General features: G+C 42.0%; 18 protein-coding genes and 1 riboswitch. Of the genes, 15 read left to right on the forward strand and 3 right to left on the reverse strand.

The genetic code is table 11. The features are described from left to right. Positions 1-58: 58 nt before the first annotated feature. Complete coding sequence (locus NSQ50_RS14240) at positions 59-607, reverse strand: PadR family transcriptional regulator (protein WP_076099308.1); 549 nt, start codon at positions 605-607, stop codon at positions 59-61. Between the two features lie 153 nt (positions 608-760). On the opposite strand from NSQ50_RS14240, the gene NSQ50_RS14245 reads away from it, so the two are divergent. Next, positions 761-2,209 carry an MDR family MFS transporter gene (locus NSQ50_RS14245; protein WP_038570799.1) on the forward strand — a complete coding sequence of 483 codons (1,449 nt, stop codon included), beginning with the start codon at positions 761-763 and terminating at the stop codon, positions 2,207-2,209. A gap of 78 nt (positions 2,210-2,287) precedes the next feature. Here the strand turns inward: NSQ50_RS14245 and NSQ50_RS14250 are convergent, their stop codons facing one another. Continuing rightward, a complete protein-coding gene (locus NSQ50_RS14250) occupies positions 2,288-2,782 on the reverse strand; it encodes a DUF6803 family protein (RefSeq protein ID WP_076222600.1) in 495 nt (164 codons plus the stop codon). A 129-nt stretch (positions 2,783-2,911) separates the two neighbouring features. On the opposite strand from NSQ50_RS14250, the gene NSQ50_RS14255 reads away from it, so the two are divergent. After that, on the forward strand, positions 2,912-3,592 hold the full coding sequence (locus NSQ50_RS14255; protein ID WP_036678119.1) for an HAD family hydrolase: 681 nt from the start codon (positions 2,912-2,914) through the stop codon (positions 3,590-3,592). Positions 3,593-3,597: 5 nt separating this feature from the next. Beyond that, complete coding sequence (locus NSQ50_RS14260; protein WP_254848863.1) at positions 3,598-4,185, forward strand: GNAT family N-acetyltransferase; 588 nt, start codon at positions 3,598-3,600, stop codon at positions 4,183-4,185. Positions 4,186-4,877: 692 nt separating this feature from the next. On the opposite strand, the gene NSQ50_RS14265 is transcribed toward NSQ50_RS14260, so the two are convergent. Further along, positions 4,878-5,930: a 2,3-butanediol dehydrogenase gene (locus NSQ50_RS14265; RefSeq protein ID WP_036678113.1), complete on the reverse strand. Its 1,053-nt coding sequence runs from the start codon at positions 5,928-5,930 to the stop codon at positions 4,878-4,880. A gap of 315 nt (positions 5,931-6,245) precedes the next feature. On the opposite strand from NSQ50_RS14265, the gene NSQ50_RS14270 reads away from it, so the two are divergent. The 12 genes from NSQ50_RS14270 (at position 6,246) to NSQ50_RS14325 (ending at position 21,506) form a co-directional block, all read left to right on the forward strand. Then, entirely contained in the window at positions 6,246-7,268 is a 1,023-nt protein-coding gene (locus tag NSQ50_RS14270) for a LacI family DNA-binding transcriptional regulator (protein ID WP_076129369.1), read from the forward strand. 112 nt (positions 7,269-7,380) lie between these two features. Next, complete coding sequence (gene cysK / locus NSQ50_RS14275; protein ID WP_076129370.1) at positions 7,381-8,313, forward strand: cysteine synthase A; 933 nt, start codon at positions 7,381-7,383, stop codon at positions 8,311-8,313. Positions 8,314-8,923: 610 nt separating this feature from the next. Beyond that, a complete protein-coding gene (locus tag NSQ50_RS14280; RefSeq protein ID WP_051491005.1) occupies positions 8,924-10,465 on the forward strand; it encodes a TPM domain-containing protein in 1,542 nt (513 codons plus the stop codon). Between the two features lie 174 nt (positions 10,466-10,639). Next, positions 10,640-11,767: a phosphodiester glycosidase family protein gene (locus NSQ50_RS14285; protein WP_036678103.1), complete on the forward strand. Its 1,128-nt coding sequence runs from the start codon at positions 10,640-10,642 to the stop codon at positions 11,765-11,767. A 120-nt stretch (positions 11,768-11,887) separates the two neighbouring features. Next, positions 11,888-12,820, forward strand: coding sequence for a LysR family transcriptional regulator (locus NSQ50_RS14290; RefSeq protein WP_076105621.1), 933 nt, complete (start codon positions 11,888-11,890; stop codon positions 12,818-12,820). Between the two features lie 16 nt (positions 12,821-12,836). Then, entirely contained in the window at positions 12,837-13,952 is a 1,116-nt protein-coding gene (locus NSQ50_RS14295) for a 5-methyltetrahydropteroyltriglutamate--homocysteine S-methyltransferase (RefSeq protein WP_076146090.1), read from the forward strand. A 139-nt stretch (positions 13,953-14,091) separates the two neighbouring features. Further along, positions 14,092-15,219, forward strand: a complete 1,128-nt coding sequence (locus NSQ50_RS14300) for a 5-methyltetrahydropteroyltriglutamate--homocysteine S-methyltransferase (RefSeq protein WP_076146088.1) — start codon at positions 14,092-14,094, stop codon at positions 15,217-15,219. Positions 15,220-15,383: 164 nt separating this feature from the next. Further along, entirely contained in the window at positions 15,384-16,106 is a 723-nt protein-coding gene (locus NSQ50_RS14305; RefSeq protein WP_076222678.1) for a YebC/PmpR family DNA-binding transcriptional regulator, read from the forward strand. Positions 16,107-16,113: 7 nt separating this feature from the next. Then, a riboswitch (Fluoride riboswitch) is annotated at positions 16,114-16,176 on the forward strand. A 67-nt stretch (positions 16,177-16,243) separates the two neighbouring features. Beyond that, positions 16,244-17,554 carry a voltage-gated chloride channel family protein gene (locus NSQ50_RS14310; protein ID WP_076125845.1) on the forward strand — a complete coding sequence of 437 codons (1,311 nt, stop codon included), beginning with the start codon at positions 16,244-16,246 and terminating at the stop codon, positions 17,552-17,554. Positions 17,555-17,999: 445 nt separating this feature from the next. Continuing rightward, positions 18,000-19,565, forward strand: coding sequence for an ABC-F family ATP-binding cassette domain-containing protein (locus NSQ50_RS14315; RefSeq protein WP_076222594.1), 1,566 nt, complete (start codon positions 18,000-18,002; stop codon positions 19,563-19,565). Positions 19,566-19,669: 104 nt separating this feature from the next. Beyond that, entirely contained in the window at positions 19,670-20,959 is a 1,290-nt protein-coding gene (locus NSQ50_RS14320; RefSeq protein ID WP_076222591.1) for an amidase family protein, read from the forward strand. Positions 20,960-20,990: 31 nt separating this feature from the next. After that, positions 20,991-21,506, forward strand: coding sequence for a GNAT family N-acetyltransferase (locus tag NSQ50_RS14325; protein ID WP_256716978.1), 516 nt, complete (start codon positions 20,991-20,993; stop codon positions 21,504-21,506). The last annotated feature ends 56 nt before the right edge of the window (positions 21,507-21,562 follow it).

Genomic DNA, 21,562 nt, shown 5'->3' on the forward strand with positions numbered 1-21,562 from the left:
GTGAAAAGAGACTTCATCATATACAAAATGAGGTCTCTTTTTTTGCTTGTTTATAATGTTATTTATTCGACTCAAGCTCTTCAAGTGCCCATTCACAAAATTGTATAGAGCTCTCCATATCAAGCACACGTTTGCGGATCAGTAAATAACGTCCAAAAGTTGTGGCTTTTAACTCACGAGTCTCACCGCGTTCATCACGCAACACTTCGTTTGCTTTGAGCAAAACCTTGTATCGCTCCAACTCACTCTTACAAAACTCTGCACGTTTTAGTAATAGGTCCTTGGCTTCTGCCGGGTTGGATAGCCATAAGCTATACAGCTTAAAATGCAGTTCATCCCGCAGCACCGGAGGCTCAGCAGGAGTTTCCACCCATTGCCGCAATTGCTTCAGTCCTGCTTCCGTAATGGAGTATTCTTTTTTATCCGGTTTGTCGGTCTGTTCAATGAGCTTAAAGGTGATATAACCTTGTTGCTCCATGCTCATTAATAGAGGGTAGATTTGACTATGTCCAGCACGCCAGAGCGGCTTGATATTCTGAGTTAATTCATATCCAGACAATGAGTTAGCGCTAAGTAAAGCTAGAAGTCCATAAGACAGTGTATTCATTACTATAAAGCCCTCCAGTTATTATAAATCCGTTTTCATTGAATTTTTCGGGGATATGTCATCATTGACATATTGATCATACGATTATAACATTATTCAAGTCACCTTATATATGTAAAAGTAGACATATAAAAAATAATGAGGAGGGGAAGCATGGAAGAAAATCAAGCAAGCAAAATACATTTTTGGCCGATCATGATTGCCATATTCTTCGGAAATTTCGTCTCTGTCTTAAGTACAACGACGATCAACATTGCTGTTCCTCTTTTAATGGATCATTTCAATACGAGTCTGAACACCATGCAATGGATGGTCACGGGCTTTATGCTGGCGACAGGAGTAACCGCACCACTCGCCGGATATCTCGGAGGAAGATTCAGCTACAAAAGGCTTTATCTTTTCGCCTTGATGGGATTCACCATGTTCTCTTTGCTTTGTGCTTTGGCATGGGATCCAACATCATTAATTGTATTTCGGATGCTTCAGGGTTCGTGCAGCGGTCTCATTATGGCTTGTACGATGACCATCATATTTCAAGTAATTCCGGGAGAACGCAGACCGTTTGCTGTAAGCCTCTGGTCGCTATCCGCGATGGTCGCGCCAGCCATAGGTCCGACGTTTAGCGGTTGGCTGCTCCAATATGCCAGCTGGCATTGGTTATTCTTAATTAACATTCCTATTGGAATTATAGCTGTTATTCTAACCCTAACGTTAATCCCATATTATCGAATGAATATTCCGAAGTCATTTGATATTCCTGGTTTCCTCACCGTTGTCCTCGGTAGTTTATCGTTATTAACCGCATTTAGCCAAGGCAACAGCTGGGGATGGACTTCATGGAAAACTTTATCGTTAATCCTTTTGGGGGTTGTGTTGTTAATTTTGTTTGTTTTGCGCGAGCTGAAGGCGGAGGTGCCTCTGCTGAATTTGCGTGTATTCCGTAATCGCCGTTTTACCGCCATGCTTAGTATCTATAGTTTGGTTACGATTGCGATGTATGCCGGAACCTATTTAACCCCTTTGTTCTTACAAACGGTAGAAGGGGCTACAACGCTTAAAACAGGGCTGATTTTATTGCCGTCCTCGATCCTCCTTGCCTTACTGAGTCCAATCGTAGGTAAGCTGTATCCAAAGTTCGGACCTGTGAAGTTGATTTCTGCGGGTATTTTATTTATATTCATCGGTTTATTCATGCTTAGTCGGCTGCAAACGAACATATCTTATAGCTTTATTATGTGGGCGATGGTCGTTCGTAATCTCGGCATTGGACTAGCCAATGTTCCAAGCAGTACAGCCTCAATGGAGGAAATTCCCGTCGAATGGTCTGGGCATGCTACGTCGATCAACAACTGGGTCCGCAATGTGTTAAGCTCACTTGGGATTGCAGTATTCACCTCCCTGTTGTCGAGTAGATCTTTACTCCACTCTAAAGAGTTGATCAGCTCCGGTGCAAGTAATACAGATTCGATACGTTTACTATCGTTCACGATGGGTGTGAATGATGTTTTTGTGGTAGGTTCCATTATCGTGTTGTTTGGATTTCCGCTGATGTTTTTATTACGCAAGAAGCGTACTGTGGTAACTGTACAAAGCGCGGGATAACCGGTACGAGACAAAAAGCAGATCAAGGTTTTATCCTTGATCTGCTTTTTGACTTAGATTACGTTATGTTAATAAACTTTAATGCATCATATCGCCCATTCCACCCATACTGCCCACAATTTCCGGATTAATCATCCCAAATATCATCGCTATATGCGCCACGACCAAGAAGCCACTAATTAGCAGAAAATGCAGCTTCATCTTGTGCTCTTCCGATCGTTTACGGGCAATCAGATCAAGATCTAACAAAGCCAGTGGCAATAAGAAGAGTACTCCGCTTAAATAGAAGCCCACGGCTACGATATCTACCCATGTGTGCCATTCACCATTCACAGACAAAGGAATAAACGCAGTTGGGAACAAGTAAAGGAATACCCCTGTGAAATATAACCCTGCGAGTATGCTGCAGACTTTGTTGAAGGATCGTAGTGGGCCTTTTAGGTTCTTGGTGAATAAAATAATAAACTCTGTAATGGTAATCGTCTCAGCGAAAATCAAGGGGATTGCCATGAATATAATCAAGTTCCAAGGCTGGTTGTCCGCTAGCAAAGACATGTAATGCGTCATGTTCATAAGATACTCCTCCGATAATATGTAATAGCTTCGGTTACTTATCGTATTCGAGAAGTATGTGGAAAGTATGTGGAAACGAAGGTATGATAAATATATGCAATAATAACAGTCGAGGGGAGCAAGACAACCGTGGGAAGAGGATTACAAAACATTTTATTTGATTTAGATGGTACTTTAACAGACCCCAAAGAAGGCATTACCAAAAGCGTAGAATACGCTTTGAACAAATTTGATATACAGATCGAACATTTGGATGAGCTTCTTCCTTACATAGGTCCTCCGTTATATGATTCATTTATCGAGCTGCACCATTTCACTGAGGAACAAGCGCTTCAAGCGGTTGCTTTTTACCGGGAGCGTTACAGTGCCACGGGATTATTTGAGAATATGGTGATTGAAGGTATACCCCAATTGCTGGAGGGACTTAAGACGAATGGATACTCATTGTATGTAGCAACCTCCAAACCGACTGTTTTTGCAGCACAGATTCTTGAGCATTATAAGCTCGATCATTATTTCAAACATATCGGAGGAAGTAATCTGGACGGTACCCGTTCTAAGAAGCAAGAGGTTATTCAGTACGTGCTTGATGAGAATGACATACATCCAGAGGAAGCGGTAATGATAGGAGATCGTAAGCATGATATGATCGGTGCTATTGGCTGTGGTGTCGAATCTATTGGAGTGACTTTTGGTTATGGTCCCAAGGAAGAGCTTGAACAAGCCGGAGCAGACCATATCGCCTTTCGTGTGGAAGAAATTGCAGATATCATTCAGCATATTTCATTGAGAGAACGGTGCACCAAATGAGTGTTATGAATACTGAAATACTTGACGGGAAATCGATTAAGCTGGTTCCAATAGATGAAAGTCATGCAGAAGGATTGGCGAGAGTGTTAAGAAATCCAGACATCTGGGAATTTACCTGGCGAAAAATAACGTCGGACGAGCAGGTGCAAGGATTAATCTCAACAGCTTTAGCGAATCAAAAGAACGGTTCACAAATTACCTTTACTATCATTGATAAAGCAACGGAGCGAATTATCGGAACCACAAGGATTATGCATCCGGATTTGGTTCATCGCAATGCGGAAATCGGATGTACCTGGATCTCGCCTGATTATTGGAGAACTAGTGTGAACACAGAGGGCAAGTCGCTGCTGCTACACTATTGTTTTGAAGAACTAAAGCTGATCCGTGTAGAATTTACAGTGGTCGCGAACAACTTGAGGTCACAAAGAGCAGTAGAACGAATTGGGGCGGTTAAAGAAGGAGTTCTGCGCAAGCATAGAATCAAGTCTGACGGATCGATTCATGATAATGTGGTCTTTAGCATATTGGATACCGAATGGCCTGCTGTAAAAGAGAATCTGCATTATTTGATAAATGACAAATACGCATAAATATAGATAGAAGCAAACAAACGGGCTAGGGGTTGTTCCATAGGGAGCTAGACTTCATCTAGAATAGATGAATCAGAGTGGCGTTGGAAGCAATTTGTTGAAGCAGAGCGAGCGTTTAATTGTATTTTGTACAACTATAATTCCTTAATTGGTTGGGTCATAGATATAACTGTATTTAGTACATCTATATTCCTCATTTACTCCCTTATAGGTGGATTTTTAGGTTTTTAATTGTACAGAATACAATTAAAACAAGTATAGTTGCTTTTTCATCCGGAATAAGTGCACAGAATGCAGTTATTTCACATTTACCCTATATCACTCTCCATTATCTCATTCAAATCCTTTAAATTAGGTGCTAGAAGTGTACTAAGAGGGGATACAACGGAAGCTACGGACGTTCCGAAAGGATCCCTCAAGAGCATCAGACTTGGCAACTCCTGCATAGTGTGTGGACAATTATACTTTGGTGGATCAGCGGATGTTTAAGCGGGTTAAATCAGAGTGTATAAGGATTTGCCCATAAATTTGCTTAAGACCCGCCACAGATCAAAAACACCAGGCAGCGATACTCCAATTCCCGGAGTATCGCTGCCTGGTTGTTTTTTAATAACAGAGACCGCTACAAATTCTAGAAAGAGCTGCTTGGGGCAGCGCCTTCTTTTATGATTCAGCCAATAGGCTGCTTATGGTTATTGTTTAGGACTTACAAGGATTTTCACTTGATTTTTTTCTTTCAAAAGTGCCTCAAACCCGTGATCAATCACTTCATTCAGTTTAATTCTCTTAGTAACAAGCTTCTCAGCAGGGAAGTACCCTTGTTCCATCAAGCTAATTACAGCTGGGAAAACATCACGGTATCCGATTATACCAGTTAAGTTGCGTTCTTTAAGTACGATATTGTTTGGAGTAATCGTAGCATCTTTTTCGAAAATACTAACGATCATGATTTGTCCACTCAATTTAGTGGAATTAATGGCTTGGGTTAGAACGGGAGGGACGCCAGTGACTTCAAAAGCAACATCTACGCCACCATCGGTACGTTTTTGAATTTCTTCGACCACATCATATTGTTTAGGATCGATTACAATACCACCGAGTTCTTCAGCTTTACTCTTACGTTCTTCAGAAAGTTCTACAACATAGATTTCCGCTGCACCGGATGCTTTCAAAGCTTCAATGACCAGCAAACCGATTGGGCCAGCACCGAATACTACAGCTTTATCTCCAACCTTTAGTTGACTGGAACGAACAGCGTGTAGAGCAACGGCAGAAGGTTCCACGAGAGCACCTTGTTCATAGGATAAGCTGTCTGGAATTTTGTGCACCATATGTTGGTCTGCTGCGACGTATTCTGAGAATCCACCGCCACCACCAGCCAAACCTAGGAAGCCCATTTTTTCACAAAGATTATATTTACCTTGTCGACAAGCCACACATTCACCACATGCAAAAACAGGCTCGACGACGACGCGATCACCAACATTAAACTTGCTAACGCCTTTACCTACTTCTACGATTTGTCCAGAAAATTCATGTCCCATTACGACTGGAGCTTTTTCACCAGTAAGGGGATGATCAGTACCTTGGGGGATGAAAATAGGGCCGGCTACATATTCATGAAGATCGCTGCCACAAATTCCGCACCATTCGATTTTGATTTTCACTTTTCCTTCAAGGGCTGCTGGTTCTTCAATCGTTTCTAACCGTAGATCTTTGACGTTATGCCATCTTAATGCTTGCATATCATTCATCTCCTAGATTAATAATTGATAATAAATAGTGTTTTATTTCTGGAAAAGAGGAAACGTTTCCGAGAACAAATATGTCACATAATTTTCATATTGTCAAATTTAAATAATGAAAATATTAATATCAAAAATTAGTGAAATATTTCACTAAAACGGAGCTATATCAAGCGTTAAGGCACATGACGGTAGCTGAGATATGTATTTTTCTATGAAGTATTATGTTATAATCTTTACATTGGAATTTTGATTTTAGATGAGCGGAATAGAGATAAATACGAAAACGATTCCGGAAATAAGGGGACTATCAGAGTGGCTAATAAAAACAAAGTAACCATAGAGGATGTAGCGAAACGGGCGGGGGTAGGTATTGCTACTGTCTCAAGAGCCATTAATAATTCAGAGGGAATTAGTTCCAAGACCAAGGCGCTGGTACTTCAAGTGATTGAGGAGATGGGTTTCACTCCGAACACCTCTGCGCAAAGCCTCAAAATCCGCCAAACGAAGCAAATTGCTCTGGCCGTTCCTGACATTCGCAACGCAATTATTCCGGATATCGCCTGGTCCGTAGAGCAAGCCGCCAAACAACATAGCTATCGGGTAATCCAGATTAATACTTCTGGCAACCCGCGGACTGAGCTCGAAACAATCCGTGAGGTCAAAAAATTACATGTAGATGGACTCATTATCATGCCTCTTGCTTATCCAAAGACCATGGTAGAGTTAATTAATAAATCGAGTGTTCCGGTCTCTATCATTAACTACGGGAAAAGAATCACAGAAAATGTGAAAGCTGACATCGTTAGTTTGTCACGTTTTGAAGGACAATTAGTGATGGAGCATTTAATCAATATCGGTCGTACTAGGATTGCATATGCAGGGGCACAAAAAGATCTTATTGAAGATCGTTATCTTGCTTATCAGCAAGCTTTAAATCAAGTGGATATTTCGCTTGTTTATTTTGGCGAAGACTTTTCCTTGCAAACTGGACTACAAGCCGCTGATTATTTCTACAGCCTGACGCATATGCCAGACGCTATTTATGCAGTGAATGACATGGTGGCCATAGGTATTGTGAATCGGTTTAAAGAATTAGGCGTACGTGTTCCTGAAGATGTGGCGGTGGTTGGGGTAGATAATAACTCATGGACAACCATTACAAGTCCGCAGATTAGTTCGGTCTCGATCATGGGGAATGAAGTGGCACGATTAGCCACACAGCTTCTTTTGCAACGTATTCAGGATAATATTACCGGGGAGTATCAAAGGGTGCAGCTTGATCCGCGATTAATCGTGCGAGAGTCAAGTGTTTCGGTTAGACGTAGTACGAATTAAAGGCCTCAAGTTTGCGACTACTAAGAATGAATAGGTTGTAAATCCTTTAAATCCTGCTAGACTTAATACAGAGTAATTTGATTGGAAATTAAGAAATGAGGTGCGGATCATTATGGCTAATATTTATAAGAGCTTAACCGATCTGATCGGAAATACACCGTTATTAGAGATTTCAAAGTATAGTAAAACCCAAAACGTAGAAGCAAGGGTTCTTGCCAAGCTGGAATCTTTTAATCCTGCAGGTAGTGTTAAAGATCGTATTGGGTATGCAATGATCAAAGATGCGGAAGAGAGAGGTCTCATTAATAAAGATTCTGTCATTATTGAGCCTACTAGTGGAAACACTGGGATAGGACTTGCTTTTGCAGCTGCTAGCTTAGGGTATTCACTGATCATCGTCCTACCAGATACATTTAGTATTGAACGCCGTAAATTAATGCTGGCATTAGGTGCTGAGCTTGTGTTAACACCGGGAACTGAAGGAATGAGCGGAGCTGTAAGAAAGGCAGAACAATTAGCTGCGGAAATTCCAAATTCATTTATTCCTCAGCAATTCAGCAATCCTGCGAACCCGGAAATACACAGAACGACTACAGCAGAGGAGATTTGGCGGGATACCGATGGAGATGTTGATATTTTCATAGCGGGTGTTGGTTCTGGAGGCACTATCTCGGGTGTTGGGAAAGCGTTGAAAGAAAAGAACCCCGCAGTCCAAATTGTCGCCATCGAGCCGTTTGACTCCCCTGTTTTATCAGGAGGCCGTCCTAAGGGACATGGGATTCAGGGCATTGGAGCTAACTTTATTCCGGAGAATTACGATAATGAGGTAGTGGATGAGATTTTTCAGGTGAAAAATGATGATGCCTATAGCGTATCACGTGCACTTGCGAGAACAGAGGGTTTGCTGGTGGGTATCTCCTCCGGAGCAGCTGTTTACGCAGCTACACAAATCGCTAAGCGTCCTGAGAATAAAGACAAGACCATCGTGGTAATTCTGCCGGATACCGGTGAGCGTTACTTAACAACTACTCTGTTTGATTTTTAACGGAACATGAGCTCGAGATCCAACTAATTGGCTTTAAAATCATGAGGCTCAGCAATATGCTGAGTCTTTTTGTTGTTGGAGTATTGGCTGGGTATCTCAAGATAACGGGTACTCAAGTAACTAAGAAGTTTAAGAGGGATCCCAAATCTCCAATGATCCTCGAGTAGCTAAGAGAGTTTAGTGTGTTACGGACCGTATAGCATCTATTTCGCCTTTTAAGCTCATTTTGCTGCGTTATCGGACTGTATAGCACTTATTGGCCAACATTTATGGATAAGTGGTGTGGTTTTAAGTAAATAGCTGCAACTGAGTCCGATAGACTGCCACAAACCCGCAAATGAACAAAATAACGTCTCCTGCGTCCGATCCATCGGCGAAAAGTATGTTATCCAGTAGGAGGATTCCAAAACTCCAATGTTCTTGAGTTTGATCCCTCAACACAACACGATGATTGCCCCTAAAGCGACTCGCACGCCTTAAATCACCTGCCTCACAAATTCTAATCGTTTTTTCCTGTTGTGTAATTTCCAGTTTAGAATAAAATGGAACTATTCCGCTAACCGCGCGTAACCGATAAATAAGAGAGATAATGATAGATCAGGAGGTACATATGAACACGAGAACTCTAAAAATACTGCTACGTACCACACTTGCTGCCTTATTGTTAAGTGTATTGCTTTTGCCGGCTGTAAGTTTAGCCAAAACTGCTGTACCTAAGCATACGGGTTCATTTTATGTGAATGATTTTGCGAATGTGATTGACGAGAAAGCAGAGAATTACATGGTGAACTACGGTATTCGATTACATCAGGCTACTGGAGCTCAAGTTGTGCTTGTAACTGTCGACTCTACTGAAGGGGTTTCGATGGAAGAGTATGCAAAATCGCTTTTCAATAGCTGGGGTGTGGGGGCTGCGGATAAAAATAACGGTCTGCTGCTGCTCCTTTCTATAAAAGATGATGATTATTGGGCGGTACAAGGTAAAGGTATAGAGGAATCATTGCCTAACAGTAAGATTAAAGAGATTCTTTCACAATATCTTGAGCCGGATTTCGCAGCTAAAACATACAGTAATGGTGCTAGGAAGACGTATGGAGCTTTTATTCAAGCTATGGGCGGTACTTGGGCAGAAAATGTTGGCACCAAAAATTACGTATCCGATAATGCGGGTGTGCTCAAAAAAGTAACTAAAGACTATCTGAACGATTCCAGCAACAGATATAAAACAACAACCGGAAGTGGAATTTATGTGGTCACCGTAAAAAATGCTGGAGATAAAACATTGCAGGACTATACCTATATGAAGTTTGCTTCGGTAGGTGCTGGTCCTAAGGATGTTATGCTTGTATTGGACATAGGTGGAGACAACTATCATGTTCTACAAGGCAAGGATATCGACAAGATTTTAACCAATGAGGCTATTAGTAATATTTTAAATACCGTGCTTGAACCCCAATTTGTGAAAAAAGATTACGGAACGGGAGCTACAACGACAGTTAATTCGTTCTACAGTTTCTTGTTAGCGAGAGCGGATCATCCGCAAGGAGTCACTGGAAACAACGGAAACAATGTTAATCCTGGAACTACAACGAATTCTGGTACTTCCTCTACTACAGCTACAAGTGGAGGTGAGGCGGTTAGTAAAAGCAAGGCTTTTCTAATTTTCTCAGCGATTTTTGGTTCGCTCATCTTATTTGGATTTACTGCTTCACGACGCAATAGATATATAGAAATGTATGGTTTGCCATTTAATCCATATAGTCAAAGGAATATACGCCGTTATGGTCCTTGGCATGGTCAAGCGGATTACGGTTATGGCAGACGATGGCACAGACGTTATTATCATCACCATCATAATCATCATAGAAATACACCATCCAATAACTCACAGTCAAGCTTCTGGGGAAACAGTGGTGGCGGAGGCTCTACTAACGGTGGCGGTGCAGGAAGGTATTCCTCAAGCAACGAGAACCATGGTGGTGGAGGTTCCAGCAGTGGTGGAGGAGCAGGAAGACATTCTTCCAGCTCTTCAAGCAGCAGCAGATCTAACAATGATAGTGGCTCTTCCGGTGGAGGAGGTTATTCCGGCGGTGGTGGCTCATCAGGTGGCGGCGGTAGCGCTAGCGGCGGCGGTGGAGTAGGAAGACATTAGAATTTGATTAGCTATATGTGAGCAGGTAGCCAAAACTTTGGAAACCTGCTCTTTTTTGTTTTTGAAATGATGACTATTACTCAAATAGAAACTTTTAACGAAAATCATCGTCTATGATAAGGACGAGTTGTACATATTATCAAATTAGTAATATTTAGGGAGGAATACTTAGAAGTGAGCACTTCATCATTACCTCAACGTTCCAATGCACGCAATAAGAAACCTGTTAAGAAACCAATAAAAAAGCGTAAGAAACGGAGTTTTTTTCGCACCTTATCCAAAGTTTTTTTATTCTGCTTATTCTTAATGATCGCTGCTGGTGGATGGCTTTATTTTGCACCCTCGGCTCAGAACTTACGTTATACGATCGCAGATACGCTAATTACAACACAACATCGCTATATGGCTAAATATATTATAGGTGAAGATCAACTGAAGGACCGGGTAACCGAGTATACCGCCCGTTTTGAAGAGATGGGGGACGAAATAGATACACATACGATCGCTCCCGAACCTGAGGTGGTAGAGAAGCCACTTGTCGAGATTGAGAATGTCTCAGGCAGTGGTTATACCGGATATGTAATGATTGTTAATGATCCAACCAAAGTCCGGCTAGGAATACCTAATAAGATTGGTTCAGGTGAAAAAGTAACCAGTATGGTGAAGCGTACAGGCGCTGTCGCCGGAGTTAACGGTGGTGGGTTCGCTGATCCGAACTGGAAAGGTAACGGTTTTAAACCTATAGGAATTGTAGTCTCTCAAGGTAAATTATATTACAACGGTCTAGGCGGTAAAAAATCTACACAGATTGTTGGTCTTGATAAACAAGGAAAAATGGTTGCCGGGAATTATACACTAGATGAGATTAGTAAAATGGGGGTTCAGGAGGCAGTTACTTTTAGCCCGCGGCTAATCGTCAATGGCAAAGGATTGATTAAGAATGCAGCGGAAGGTTGGGGGATTGCACCTAGAACAGCAATGGGTCAGCGGGCAGATGGCGCTATTATTTTTGTGGTAATTGACGGACGACAGCCTACTTATAGTATTGGAGCGAATCTCTATGATGTGCAGCAAATTTTGCTTAAGCATGGAGCTGTGATAGCGGCTAATCTGGATGGTGGATCTTCTACGGTACTAGTAAAAGATAATGAGATTATGAATAAACCCTCATCCCAATATGGTGAGCGGTATTTGCCTACAGCTTTTTTAGTTTTTGAGCATCCAGAACAGGTTGATATGCCAAATATCTGGAAAGGACTAGATCCTGCCAAGATTGATGCTGGGAAAAAGAGAACACAATAAGTACGCGTTATTGGGCACATAATAAGGATTATCTTGGAATGAGATGTGTATTTATGCTACGATATCAGCTAGTATGAAACAGAATGTAGTACGAATAGGTCTGGAACAGGGGGAATAGGAGTGACGTTGCAGCAGCTCCGCTACGCTATCGAAATTGCAAATAGTGGCTCCATGAATGAGGCGGCAAAGAAACTCTTTGTTTCTCAACCGAGCCTGTCCAATGCTATTAAAGAGCTTGAAAATGAACTTGGGATTACCATCTTTGAAAGGACGAACCGTGGAATCAGCATTTCTGTAGAAGGAATGGAATTTCTCGGATATGCCCGTCAAATCATTGAACAAACAGAGCTTATGGAGAATCGTTATACTGGGAAAAAGCGTAGCCCAATCTATTTTTCCATTTCGACTCAGCATTATGCTTTTGTGGTAGATGCTTTTGTGAGTCTCATGAAGCAAAGTGATGTCTCAGAGTACAACTTCAGCTTGAGAGAGACGCAAACCTACGACATCATCGAAGATGTGCGTACTCTCCGTAGCGATTTGGGGATTCTTTATATTAACGAGAGCAACTATAAGCATATGAATAAGCTGTTCAGTGACGGTAATCTGAAATTCACGCCACTCTTTAATACTGACCCACATCTTTATGTTAGAACTGGACATCCGCTTGCCCAGAAGGAAAGGATCTCGCAGGACGATATTTTACCTTTTCCGTATATTACTTTTGAACAGGGTGAGAACAATTCACTTCACTTCTCGGAGGAAATGTTAAGTTTTTCTCAGATTGAGAAGAATATTAAAGTGAATGACCGGGCAACCTTGACCAATTTATTAATGGGCACGGACGGTTATACAGTGGGTACAGGAATCATGGCATCCGATCTGAACGGTAATGGACTGAAGACGATTCCATTTGAGAGTAATGAAGTATTCACGGTTGGTTGGATTGCGCATAAAGATCGTAGACCTAGTGTGATGGCATCCAAGTATATAGAAATCTTAAATGACTTGGTTTCCGGAAGTTATTTTGATCTTAATCATTTTTTACTATAGCTGTAGGAGGATCGGTATGATTAGACCCGTAACTGGCACCCAGAGAAATGCTCCACCCTTTCGCTATGATATCGTCGGCAGCTTCTTGCGTACGGAAGAGATTAAAGCAGCCCGCCTCCAATATGAGAATGGTGAAATTACAGGTAGTGAGCTTTATGAAATAGAGAATATTGAGATTGCTAAACTACTGGAATTAGAAAAGGAAGTAGGATTATTAGCAGTAACAGATGGTGAGTTTCGCCGTTCCTGGTGGCATCTTGATTTCTTTGTCGGAATTAAAGGAACTGAAAAGATTAACTTAAACCAAGGGAATGGAAGAGCCGAAACGGTTCAGCGTGCAGAATCATTCCGAATTGTTGACCGGATTGCCTTTGAAGATCATCCCATGCTACAGCAATTTATAAAGCTCAAGGAAATGGCGGGAGACCGGATACCCAAAATGACGATTCCATCACCTGCCCTATTTCACTTTGTGGAGGAGTTTAATGGAAATGAAGTTTACCCTGATAAGGAAACTCTATTTCAAGATATCATCGCGGTTTACCAAACTGCGATTCAAGCCTTTTACGATGCAGGCTGCCGTTATCTTCAGTTAGACGACACAACTTGGGGAACGCTGAGCAGTGGCCGACATCGCGCCCATTTACGCAGTAGAGGTACAGATCCCGATCAGTTAGCAAAGGATTACGTTAGGCTGATCAATGAGAGTATTGCGAATCGTCCGCATGATATGACCATCGGGCTGCACGTTTGCCGAGGTAATTTTCGCTCCACTTGGTTCGCTGCTGGCGGTTATGAGCCTGTTGCCGAGGTGCTTTTTTCCAATACCAAAGTTGATGCCTTTTTCTTGGAATATGATAATGAACGAGCTGGCGATTTCGAGCCCTTACGATTTATTAAAGACCAATTTGTAGTGTTGGGATTAGTAACGACCAAACATGGGGGTCTGGAGAGTAAAGAGCAGCTTAAGGCAAGAATCGAAGAAGCCGCACAATATGTAGATATTGAGAAGCTGTGCCTTAGCCCTCAGTGTGGATTTGCTTCTACGGAGGAAGGAAATATTCTAACTGAAGAAGAGCAGTGGGATAAAATACGCCTTGTGATCGAAACCGCCCGAGAGGTCTGGTTATAATTAAATAAGCTAATTTGGTGGCCTGCTATAGCGTAAGCTTATGGTAGGCCATAGTTTTTAGGAGTTACCCTGTCCTGATTGTACAGTGCTATAGTGAATTCAACAGAAAAGCACAGACAATGAAGGAGGCCGAACCCCTATGAGTACCATCCAAAAAGGAAAACAAAGAACTGAAGTGCCATTCAGAGTAGATATCGTTGGCAGCTTCTTACGTCCGGAAACGATTAAGAGAGCTCGTGTCCAATATCAAAATAATGAAATCTCCGCTGATGAATTGCGCAAGGTAGAAGATACAGAGATTGCCAGAGTTGTGAAAAAACAAAAAGCGGTTGGATTAAAAGGTGTAACGGATGGAGAGTTCCGCCGCTCCTGGTGGCATTTAGATTTTATGTGGGGCCTTGAAGGGGTAACAAAGAAAGTCAGCCCAGTGGGCTACCTGTTTAATGGTGTAGAGACCAGAGCGGAAACTGCAGAATTATCCGGTAAAATCCGTGGGACTAACCATCCAATGATCGCTGACTACAGACAATTGGTTAGCGTAGCGGGAAATGATGTAGTAGCGCGCCAAACGATTCCTTCGCCAGCGCAGTTCCTTGCTGAACTTCAGCGCAATCAAAAGACTACTGTAGCTGTTTACGACAAGCAGGATGAACTTGTGGCTGATATTGCTGCAGCTTATCGTGAAGTTATTCGTGATTTCTATGAGGCAGGTTGCCGTAATCTGCAATTGGACGACTGCACATGGGGTATGCTCTGTGATAAAGGATATTGGGAAGCACGTCAAAAAGAGGGTGTAGATGTTAACGAAATCGCTAAGTTATACGCATTTGTAAATAACGAAGCGATTAAAGATCACCCAGCAGATATGGTTATCACGATGCATGTATGCCGTGGGAACTACGCGTCCACTTGGGCAGCATCCGGCGGATACGAGCCTATCGCAGAAGTGTTATTTGGAACGGTGGATGTAGATGGTTTCTATCTGGAGTTCGATACGGATCGGGCCGGAGACTTTGCACCCCTTAGATTTATTAAAGATCAACAAGTAGTTTTAGGTTTGTTCAGTTCGAAGTCAGGTGAGCTTGAGAATAAAGAAGAAATCATTGGACGGATTAAAGAAGCTTCGCAATATGTGGATATCAATCAGTTGTGCCTGAGCCCACAATGTGGTTTTGCCTCTACGGAAGAAGGAAACCATCTGACAGATCAACAGCAATGGGATAAACTGCAGTTTATTAAAGAGATTGCAGATGAAATTTGGCAGTAATCTATAAAAAATTAGCAGGCTCCTGATTGAATCAGGGGCTTTTTCTATCTGTATTGTGACAGCTTAGAGGATTAACCTACTACTGCACTTTACTAGAGCTATCGAAGAAGGGTATAATAAGTAACAATTGTTTTTAATTCATGTTGAAAGAGAGCGGGAACAATATGGGTCGTAAGTGGAATAATATTAAAGAAAAGAAAGCTTCCAAAGACGCAAACACAAGTCGTGTTTATGCAAAGTTTGGTGTTGAAATTTATGTAGCAGCAAAGAAGGGCGAACCCGATCCAGAAGCGAACCGGGCCCTGAAAGTTGTATTAGAACGTGCAAAAACTTACAATGTACCAAAAGCGATCATTGACCGTGCGCTTGATAAGGCTAAAGGTAGCGCTGAAGAAAATTATGAAGAGCTTCGTTATGAAGGATTTGGACCTAGCGGTTCAATGATCATCGTTGATGCGCTCACAAATAACGTTAATCGGACAGCTCCATTGATCCGTTCAACCTTCAGTAAGAATGGCGGAAATATGGGTGTCAGCGGATCAGTAGCTTACATGTTTGACTCTACGGCCGTTATAGGTGTGGAAGGTAAAACTGCTGATGAAGTAATTGAAATGATGTTTGATGCAGAACTTGATGTACGCGATGTGCTGGAAGAGGATGATGCAGTTATTGTTTATGCAGAGCCTGATCAGTTCAATGCAGTACAAGAAGTATTCAAGAATGCAGGCATCACTGAATTTACTGTTGCTGAGTTAAACATGCTTCCACAAAACTATGTGGCACTCCCAGAAGATGTTCAAGCTCAATTCGAGAAATTGATTGATGCTTTGGAAGACCTGGAAGATGTTCAACAAGTGTATCATAACGTAGATTCAGAAGAAGAATAATTTAAGTTTTATAAAGGGCGATGGAGTTCGCCGTAACTGTCTCTCTGAGACTAATGACTCCTACCAGTGTGAGCTTCCCTGGTAGGAGTCTGTTTTATTGTTGAGACTAATTTATTTTGTCCTTAGGAGCTGTCGAGATGAATCCATGGTCTACCCGATGGTTTGAAATCACTAAGAAGCGAAGTTATTTTGCTCTTTGGAGTACATTTATCAAATGGATTGTGCTCGGCAGTGTAGTTGGTATTTTATCCGGCACCGCCTCTGCTTTTTTTCTAAAAAGCTTGGATTACGTAACAGATGTACGTTTAGAGCATCCAGGGCTACTTTATTTGTTGCCTCTTGGGGGAGTATTTGTTAGTTTCCTATATATGCGTTACGGAAAAAACAGCGCTAAAGGAAATAACCTTATTATAGAACAAATTCAGGATGGTAACGAGACCATTCCATTACGGATGGCACCCTTAGTATTGTTCGGGACACTGGTAACCCACTTATTTGGTGGATCCGCTGGGCGTGAAGGGACAGCTGTTCAAATGGGCGGAAGCCTTGCGGAATGGTTCGGAAAGCTGATTAAAATCAGTCCTCTGGATCGTAAGATACTGTTAATGTGCGGGATCAGTGCAGGCTTTGGTTCTATTTTCGGAACACCGCTGGCTGGAACCTTATTTGGTCTAGAGGTAGTAACCATTGGACTTATTAGCCAACAGGCATTACTTCCATGTTTTGTGGCTAGTTTTGTTGGTGATCTGGTCACCACTCGATTGTGGGGTGTTCATCATACACACTATGTAGTGAACGAATTTCCAGCTTTAAGTTTAATGATTATTCTAAAAGTGGTATTGGCCTCTGTAATTTTTGGTCTCGTGAGTATGCTTTTCAGTGAACTGACTCATTTTCTAAAAAAAATCTTCACCGCCAGGATAAGCAATCCAATGATAAAAGGTGCCGTAGGTGGATTAATTATCATTGCCTTAGTATTCCTTGTAGGGTCTCGTGATTACTTAGGCCTCGGAATTCCGTTAATCAAGGATTCTTTTGAGGGAGATGTCTCGCCGTTCGCTTTTTTATGGAAGCTGATCTTTACCGCCTTTACCTTAGGAACAGGATTTCAGGGTGGTGAGGTTACTCCGTTATTTACGATTGGTGCCACACTAGGAAATGTCTTGGCTGGAATATTACATGTGTATGGACCCTTTTTAGCTGCCCTCGGTTTTATTGCTGTCTTCTGTGGAGCTACTAGCACGCCTATCGCTTGCTTCTTAATGGGGATCGAGCTGTTTGGTTCGGAAGGAGCCATATACATGTTTATCGCTTGTGTGGTGAGTTATTTATTCTCCGGACATAGTAGTATTTATACTTCACAGCTTATTGGTGTATCGAAGAGCCAGTTCATTACTATTCCTCAAGGGACTAGGATCGGTACGGTCAAACGCGCCCGCAAAAAATAACAGCACCTCTCGGATGGTGGTTGACAAGTACGGATACACGATTTAAAATGTAGCCAAACGAAGGGATGGTTCAACATGATTCATGTGGAAACTGAAAAATTATATACCAGAAGCTGCTCCGAACAATCGGATACAAACGATGAAACGTTGTCCGGAGCTTAATCAAAAAGCGAATCGCTTTTTATATCATCGAAAGCTAGCTAGGTCATTTTAGTGTGATTATTCATGCTTATTTGATTACGCCATCTTCCGATGTTAATGATTAAGAGGCTGTAGACAATTTTCGTCTACAGCCTTTTGTGTTTATAATGTTCAGTTTCCAAACTGACAATTATCTATTTGTGCCGTCTATTCGTGCACTAATAAGCAGAAGGCTTGCGCCCAAGGGCGCGGTGTCTTCTGCTTTTTTTGTGCTTAAAAACAATTATAGAAAAGAGGAAAGCAAATGAGTTTACTTGAGGTTTCTAATGTATCACATGCTTTTGGAGATAAAGTGCTGTATAAACAGGTTTTTTTGGAAGTCTACAAAGGGGAGCATGTAGGTGTAGTGGGTCAGAATGGAACAGGGAAAAGCACATTGATTGGTATTCTGACGGGCGAGGTGATTCCTGATGGTGGAACGATTAAATGGCAGCCCAATATCAAAATAGGCCATCTTGATCAATACGCGGTTATTGATGGGTCAAGTACAGTTCAAAGTTATTTAAGGCGAGCGTTCACTGAATTATACAAAATGGAAGAAAAGATGAATGCACTTTATGCGGAATGTGCAGTTACTGGCAATGAAGTGCTTTTGCAGAAGGCAGCAGACCTTCAGGAACGACTCGAGGCGCTCAACTATTATTCTATCGAGAGCAATATCAGTAAAGTGGTTACGGGGCTAGGATTAAACGCAATGGGGATGGACCGTCCTATTGATCAGCTTAGTGGGGGGCAGCGAACCAAAGTTATATTGGCAAAGCTGTTGCTTGAACAACCTGATGTGTTATTGCTCGACGAGCCCACCAATTATCTCGACACCACGCATATTAACTGGCTTGCTGAATATCTGATAGCGTTCGATCAAGCCTTCATTGTGGTCTCTCATAACTATGCTTTTCTCGATAAAATATCAACAAGCATTTGCGATATTGAAGGGGAAACGATTAAGAAATATCATGGCAAATATGCTGATTTTTTGAGACAGAAGGAGCATTTTCGCGAGAGCCATATCCGGCAGTACCATGCACAGCAGAAGAAAATTGAAGCCACTGAGCAATATATCCGGAAAAATGGTGCTGGTGTTAATTCTAGAATTGCCCGTGGCCGTCAGAAGCAGCTGGATCGTATGGAGAGAGTCGCTGCACCGACGTTTGTCACTAAAGCATCTATCCGTTTTCAAGAGCTTCCTGCTAATGCACAAGTAGCGCTTAGAGTAGACCATCTTGTGGTTGGTTACGAGAAGCCGCTGCTGCCAAAATTAAAATTCTCGATTCGAGGAGGACAAAAGATAGTCATTACAGGCTTTAACGGCATCGGAAAATCAACATTGCTGAAAACATTAGTTGGTCAAATCCCCTGTGTTGCCGGGGCTTTCCGCTTTGCCGAACAAGTCTCTATTGGTTACTACGAGCAAGATTTAATTTGGGAAAACGATAACATGACACCTATTGAAATCGTCTCATCGTTTTATCCAAAATTGACTATTAAGGAAATACGTCGTCATCTAGCATTATGTGTTGTAAAAGATAGTCACGTTACACAGCCTATCCGTACACTCAGCGGTGGCGAACAATCTAAAGTTAAGCTGTGTCTTTTATTGCTTACAGCATGTAATTTCTTAATCTTAGATGAGCCCACCAATCACTTAGATGCCGAAACAAAAGATGCTTTACAGAAAGCTTTAATCCAATTTAAAGGTACAGTGATTCTGGTTTCTCATGAGGAGCAATTTTATCAAGGGTGGGTGGATCGTGTAATCAATATTGTGGATGAAAATAGAAATAGAGAACTAAAGTATAGCCATAGATAAGGTTAACTAGTAACATGAAGCTGTTCCAAATTAATACAATCGTCTTCAAATGGCTTCCTGGTTTAAGTGGTTTAAGTGAATATTAAGGAGGGTTCCAATCAGACATGTACATTAATAAATCTTCGTTAGCTCACTTTGCTCAGGGCAATAAGACCTCAGATGTAACCATGGATAGATATCTTACACAATATTTAGATCTTTACGATAAGGTAGAACCACACGTGCGTGCTTTTGTGCTAGAGGAGAACCGAGCAGATAGAATAAAAAATGAAGTGGCTGGGGTAAGAGAGAAGTATTCAGAAATTCCTAAACCATCGCTATATGGAATACCTGCTGGAATCAAAGATTTAATTCACTTAGATGGGTTGCCTACCCGTGCAGGGTCGAACCTCCCCCCACAAGCTTTGACGAAGTCTGAAGGCAGTTTTATTCAAAAGCTTCGGCAAAAAGGGGTTTGGTTCACCGGCAAAACAGTGACGGAGGAATTTGCTTATGCCGGACCTATCACAACCCGCAATCCTTATCAGCTGGAACATACGCCTGGCGGTTCTAGTGCAGGCTCTGCTGCTGCGGTTGCCGCGGGCATCTGTCCATTTGCGATAGGTACACAAACCTTGCGTTCTGTTATGGCACCTGCTTCATTTTGCGGAGTGGTCGGCTTTAAACCTAGTTATGCGCGTATCCCTATAGATGGTGTCCAATTGATGTCGCCATCTTTTGATACGTTTGGATTTTTCACTCAGGATATGGAGGGTATGGACTTTCTCGCCGCTGAGCTTGTAACGGGATGGAGACCTTTTAAAGAAGCTCGTAAACCTGTACTGGGGATACCCGAAGGTGTATACATGACATTATTGGAGGATGACACCAAGATAACCTTTCAGAAGCAGCTTAAGAAGCTTGAGGAAGCAGGGTTCAGCATAAAAACAGTTGCGATGCCGTGGGAAGATAGCTTTATCTACGGAGATGCCATGGTGCGGTTTGTACATGGAGAAATGGCGCAAGTCCATGATCCACTATTTGATGTTTATAAAGATCTTTATGATGATACCGTACGGCAGGCTATTTTATCTGGACGAACCATTACTGAGGAAGAACTGGAAGGATATCGTAGCGGACAACTCAAGCTCAGAAATGATCTATTAGATGTGCAGAATTCACAGGGGATTGATCTGTGGGTTTCGCCGGCTCAGGCAGGAACAGCTCCGCTGTGGGGAACACGAACCGGATGGACCGGAATGACGGCCATTTGGTCATATGCTGGAGCGCCTGCGGTGAGTATTCCAGCTGCCACTATAAATAACATGCCATTAGGGTTTCAATGTATCGGGGCATATGGTAGGGATGAAGAGTTAATTTATTGGAGTAAAGATGTTTCTTTAGCGCTTCAGTGATTTTATTGCTGTAGAAATGGAAGGTGTTAAGTTGAACAGTCAAAGTGTTGTGTTTCCTGCGTTGCATACAGAAAGAATTGAATTGCGGATTTTAAATCTAGAGGATGCAAATGTAGTCTTTAGACATTTTTCTGATGAAGAAGTAACTAGATATATGGACATTGAGCCCTGCAAAGATCTAAAAGAAGCTGAAGAGATCATTCAGTATCATTTGGACGATTTGGGTTGTAGATGGGGAATGTTCGAAAAAGCGAATAATGAGTTTATCGGCACCTGCGGATATCATTATTTAAGAAGAGTAGGCAATGAATTTACAGCAGAGGTAGGCTATGATTTATCCAGAGCGTTCTGGGGCAAAGGCTACATGTACGAAGTGATGAAAGAGATTATTGATTTGGGATTCTTGAAATTGGGGTTTACTAGTATTGACGCTACAGTTGAGCCAGAGAATGTTAGATCCTTAATGCTGCTAGAGCGATTAGGGTTTGAGCAGGACGCTGAACTTCGTGATCAATTGTTGTATTTTGTTCTAAAACGTAATCGGTAGATTACACAGTAGGTCTTCGTTTTATTTGAAGATCTACTTTTTTTTGTATAAAGTGA

The organism is Paenibacillus sp. FSL R10-2788 (assembly GCF_038003885.1).
In the GTDB taxonomy this organism is placed as follows: domain Bacteria; phylum Bacillota; class Bacilli; order Paenibacillales; family Paenibacillaceae; genus Paenibacillus_AQ; species Paenibacillus_AQ odorifer.

What these genes read in the sequence shown, in the direction of transcription:
- NSQ50_RS14305 (WP_076222678.1), top strand. Translation starts at nt 15,384, where the DNA reads ATGGGTCGTAAGTGGAATAATATTAAAGAAAAGAAAGCTTCCAAAGAC.
- NSQ50_RS14310 (WP_076125845.1), top strand. Translation starts at nt 16,244, where the DNA reads ATGAATCCATGGTCTACCCGATGGTTTGAAATCACTAAGAAGCGAAGT.
- NSQ50_RS14245 (WP_038570799.1), top strand. Translation starts at nt 761, where the DNA reads ATGGAAGAAAATCAAGCAAGCAAAATACATTTTTGGCCGATCATGATT.
- NSQ50_RS14300 (WP_076146088.1), top strand. Translation starts at nt 14,092, where the DNA reads ATGAGTACCATCCAAAAAGGAAAACAAAGAACTGAAGTGCCATTCAGA.
- NSQ50_RS14260 (WP_254848863.1), top strand. Translation starts at nt 3,598, where the DNA reads ATGAATACTGAAATACTTGACGGGAAATCGATTAAGCTGGTTCCAATA.
- NSQ50_RS14315 (WP_076222594.1), top strand. Translation starts at nt 18,000, where the DNA reads ATGAGTTTACTTGAGGTTTCTAATGTATCACATGCTTTTGGAGATAAA.
- NSQ50_RS14240 (WP_076099308.1), bottom strand. Translation starts at nt 607, where the DNA reads ATGAATACACTGTCTTATGGACTTCTAGCTTTACTTAGCGCTAACTCA.
- NSQ50_RS14265 (WP_036678113.1), bottom strand. Translation starts at nt 5,930, where the DNA reads ATGCAAGCATTAAGATGGCATAACGTCAAAGATCTACGGTTAGAAACG.
- NSQ50_RS14250 (WP_076222600.1), bottom strand. Translation starts at nt 2,782, where the DNA reads ATGAACATGACGCATTACATGTCTTTGCTAGCGGACAACCAGCCTTGG.
- cysK (WP_076129370.1), top strand. Translation starts at nt 7,381, where the DNA reads ATGGCTAATATTTATAAGAGCTTAACCGATCTGATCGGAAATACACCG.
- NSQ50_RS14280 (WP_051491005.1), top strand. Translation starts at nt 8,924, where the DNA reads ATGAACACGAGAACTCTAAAAATACTGCTACGTACCACACTTGCTGCC.
- NSQ50_RS14320 (WP_076222591.1), top strand. Translation starts at nt 19,670, where the DNA reads ATGTACATTAATAAATCTTCGTTAGCTCACTTTGCTCAGGGCAATAAG.
- NSQ50_RS14295 (WP_076146090.1), top strand. Translation starts at nt 12,837, where the DNA reads ATGATTAGACCCGTAACTGGCACCCAGAGAAATGCTCCACCCTTTCGC.